This window comes from Candidatus Hodgkinia cicadicola, assembly GCF_002774925.1.
On the sequence record NZ_NXGO01000085.1, the window covers coordinates 1 to 4773 of the forward strand.

Here is a 4773-nt window from a genome sequence, read left to right on the forward strand (position 1 = left end):
TAAGTTTATTTGATGAGATCTTAGAGGTTACAATCGAAGATGAAATTGACATAACATTGACTGAAGGTTTCGAAAGATTATCGAAGTTATTTGATAACAACACTGATGGGGATAATAGTTCAGTTATTAGTCCGATAGATGGGATATTAAAACATGGAACCGATGGCAATGGAAACAGGTTATTCGTCATTGATCCGATAAACATTAACAAACAGCCTGTTGTTTATTCTGATTTAGATGTTAAATCAAACGTCAACATGTTTTATGTCATAATCGTTGTTATATTTTGTTTAGAATTGTTTAATTAATATATTATAAACATTATGTGGTATAAACATAAAGATTTAGATTTGATTACCTGTTGGTTGTAGTGAATTTATAGATATAATGTTGGTAGATATAACTTAGTAATTTTTTTTGTTAATCAGTCATAAAAAATTAAAGATATTAACATTTGAAGTAGTTTAATATTATAATTAACACCATATAGTACACAACACTACAAATAGCTTATTAAGAATTAGGGATATAATTGTTAACGAATATTGAATCAATGATTCTTATTTGAGAGTAATAGATCTTAAATATACAACAAAATTAAAGAACAAGACAACAGGATGTAAAATGTTAACTATAAAACAATTAAACACGGAAAATGATAAGCTTATATTGATTAAATTAGTATCAGTTATGTTAGAGAAGAAAATTATTAAGTCATTAACATGTTTTTAATAGTAGACAACGTATAGAGAGACTAATTACCATCTAAACACAAATGCCTACATGATGGAGCTGTAAATTAAATTGAAATCTGTTATAAAGTTAAAAAATAAATATTTATCCATGATCTTTATGAGCAATTTAAAATAAAAGCCATTATGTGATTAGATAGTTTTAAATAATAACTTTTGTTGATATTGAATGTAAGAATTAAAATCAAATAAGATCATTGGATTTATAGAAATGTTTGATTCAACTGAGATACTATAATAGAAATATAATGTTTAGAATGGAATAATATTAGATGAATCAGTAGATCTATAAAATGTTCGTAAGTATTATTTAAGATGAATAATTGGGTGTTTACAAACTATACTAATATTAATCTTGATGTGTATAACATAACAGACTAATTCTTATTACTTTAGTATCTAAATTTTGATAAAATATTATTTTTCGCTTAGACTTAATATTAATAATATAAATTTACCTTATATAATCAAAATATATATATATATATAAAAAGTGTAGTAAAATAACATCAGATCAATGTATTATTTATATGATTAGCAATATTTTAAATATAAATAAGAAAATATTATTAAAACGTTAGTACATCTAATATGTTAGATAATATAAAAAACCGATGAAATAGATTAATTCTATTAAATTAACATCTCGTTGAGAACCATTTTTAAAAAGATATTAGAATAATATAAGAAAATAGTAATCATTTATTGCTAACAAAATCTAAGCTTATAAATTAATCTAAATGATTGATTTCTAATTAAACAACAACAAAATTGTTCGTTCATCAACAATTGGTATCTTTAATTTTAATAAGTACATCAATGTGTAAGATTTCGTATTATTATATATGATAATTACGTGTTTTATTACAAAGGAATATTGGTAATAGTGATATTATTATCATTGAAGAATTAATTCTACTTATTACATATTAAAGACCAACGGGGACAGATATTAATTAGGTAAGTGTTTTAAAAATTATAACCAATGATATGTTAAAAATTATAAACGTTGGTGTAGTATTGGCTATTAGAAAATTAGATAGAATGTAAATCAAATAGATTTAGAATATTAGACTGAATTTAAAAAAAAACAAGTGGGAAGTAACAATGTTAAAGATTTATCGCACTCTAAAAAGAGTTTATTATAACTTTATTAATATTAGTGATTTTTAAAACTTGAAATAGAACAAAACTTATAGCAACATAAGTCTTTCGGTAATTCTTATTGAGATATTAATTTATAACGTTATCTAATTCTATTCTTTTTATATTTAAGTAAGACATCTAAGTCTTTTGTTAACTATGATGACGATTATTATATCTTTATTATAACTAACCGCAATACATAATTCTTTGAATTTAGTTTATTTCTTTCATTTAGGTTAATAGTCGGACATCTAGATACACAACAGCTTAACATTTAGTGGTTTTTTGTATAAAGTACTGGAAATATCTCTTCGTTGTTATTAGAAATATGATTACTCAATAAGTAATTAAGATCAGTGTTTTGTTGATAGAAATGTTATCAATGGTATTTATTAATGATACATAATTGTTTTCTTAGGACTTTGAAGCTATCAGGATTTTGAAACTATCAAGTTATACCTGAATAAATTAGATTCTTTAGAATTGTTCTTGTTATAATTCTAGTATCTAATCTGATATAAAAGTTAAGTAGGTTTTTTTTGTTGTTAAGATTTGTTAATACTGCTTATAATCTGATCATTTAATTTTTTTTATTATACTTAATAGAAAGCATATTAGATAATTATCAACAACAAACTTATCAACAGGCAAACAAACATTTGGTAATAAAGAAATTAATTCCTATATCGATGAAAGTATAATATAGTATAGATATTTTTAAAGTCCATTATTTTGTTGTTCATATTAACAATGTAGAATTCTAATAGAAGATTAGTTATTAAATATGTAGTTAAACATGCTAATAAACTATAAACGACTGCGTGTGATTTGCCAAACCGTATTCTGTAAATCTAAATAATATGTATCAAGTATTTCATTTACTTAATTGTGACCTATTTTATTAGCAATGACATTATCTATGTTTTTGTTGGTGTTTAAGATGTTTTTTTTGTAATCATTATTCTTATTAAGATATCAGCGTTAGCTAATGGTACATTGTCAATTCCTATTGCTATTTACAATTACTAGTTCTTGTATATGTTCTTGATATATTATTATTCCATATGTTTCATCTAATATAACATCTATATCCTGGTGTAGACTCGTTCGTTTTGTTCGTTTTCATCTTACATTTGAATAAGTTTATATATATGTTTGATCAGTTCTAGGTCTATATACTACATCAGTGCAGTTAAATCTGCAATACTTAGGAGATTTTATGTTTTATATGTTCTTTTATTCTTGGTTTTTAATCGAATTGTTTCTAATATCCATGTCATTACAAATATAATTCAAGACTTTTTTATCAACATAACATTCTAAACCATACTATTGGTTATTATATGTTTATTATGGTTTAATCAATGATTGTAAATGTTTTAAGACTTAACAAATCAAATTTTGAATAACCCAGTATTACCTATTCAATTTATATTGTGCTATATAGCTCTAATTCTGTTTTTTAAAATTTCAACAATTGGTATGTCACTTGCTAATAGTGTTTTGTATATAGTTAAACCTACAACATGTGTTAATACATGTCTATATAAACCAATAAGTTTTAGGGTAATGTCTATTATTTTATAAAAATAGAGACGAGGGTATATAATTTTTTATAATACACCTAAGATAGAATTGGTTCCATGGCTGAATGTTGACATCGATTTATATAGTAGTTTTAATTTGTTATAGGAACTTAAATAAGTATTTACCGACATCTTTTATGACCACCTTAACTTATAATGAATTGAACGTTATTATTTGACAAATGTTTCTTATTCCATATTTTTTTTGAACATATCTTATGAATTTTTCTCTACCTTTACGATAGAACTTTATATCTATATCAGATAAACTAATTCTGTTGATATTTTAAAAGATTTTTTAAAGAGAAGTATCATGAATCATTTGATCAACAATTGTTATTTCTAAACAGCATGCTATTAATGAATCAGAGGTTAATTCTCAATTAGAACCAACATATATATAATTTTTGTTGTGCTTAGCTTCTAATTTGGAGTCAAACACTAATTTAGAAATATTCGGAATAACATTATAATAGATAGTTCCTTTAATAATCTGTCATAATATATTCTCTTTTTCTCTAACAGTAATAGAATATATTCTAATGCTTCGACAAATTTAAGATATAATATATTTGCTTGATCGTTGTTTTACTTTCTTTTTAAAAATGATAAGCAGAAGAGAACTATTTTTAATAAATGGAAATTACATTAATTACTAATTAGTAGTTGTGATGTTTAGTTGTTTGATGGCATCAAAGAATCGTGTAAGTATGATTTTTGTTTTTTGTAATCACTGAAGTAATTGTTCTCAGAAATATGTGTTAATTTTTTTTTGAAATAGATTATAAAATTTTGATTACTTCGATGTTTTCTGATGATTCAAACGTTTGTTCTGTTTTGTTATAGCAACAGTCAAGTTTATTAGTTTTAATATATTCTACCATGAAATTCCTCATAGAATGGTGGTAAATATATTTTTCTTTTGAATAATAATTAAGTCTAATCTAATGGTTTTTAGGTATAACTTGTGTTGTTTTAAAAAATCTAAGGATAAACTTTCAATTTTCCTTATTAGGTATATTATTTTTAAAAAGTTGTTGTATGTGGTTTAATATTGGACAACATGGTGTAGTTTAAACTATCTCTAATATAAAATTCATGGGATTTAGTAATTATCTTAACATACGGGATGTTCATAGAATCAATGTTCGTGTGAAGAATCAATGTTCATGTTATAGTTGTTTTTTTGTTGTGGTAATTAAGTAATTCCTCTTTTATTAAGAGGTTTAATTTAATTTTAACATCTTGTTGTTACTAATATTTTTCATTACTATATTCCAAATTTTCTA

At 23.5% G+C, this 4773-nt stretch carries 2 protein-coding genes and 1 pseudogene; 1 reads left to right on the forward strand and 2 read right to left on the reverse strand.

Annotation, left to right across the window (positions count from 1 at the left end):
• On the forward strand, nucleotides 1-308 hold a 308-nt coding region (locus MAGTDC_RS04940), incomplete at its 5' end, for a hypothetical protein (RefSeq protein ID WP_192573175.1).
• 2571 nt (nucleotides 309-2879) lie between these two features.
• On the opposite strand, the pseudogene MAGTDC_RS05985 reads toward MAGTDC_RS04940, so the two are convergent.
• Nucleotides 2880-2999: pseudogene (locus MAGTDC_RS05985) on the reverse strand (hypothetical protein); the annotation flags it as partial.
• A gap of 636 nt (nucleotides 3000-3635) precedes the next feature.
• A complete protein-coding gene (locus tag MAGTDC_RS05990; protein ID WP_146657003.1) occupies nucleotides 3636-3767 on the reverse strand; it encodes a hypothetical protein in 132 nt (43 codons plus the stop codon).
• Nucleotides 3768-4773: the final 1006 nt, after the last annotated feature.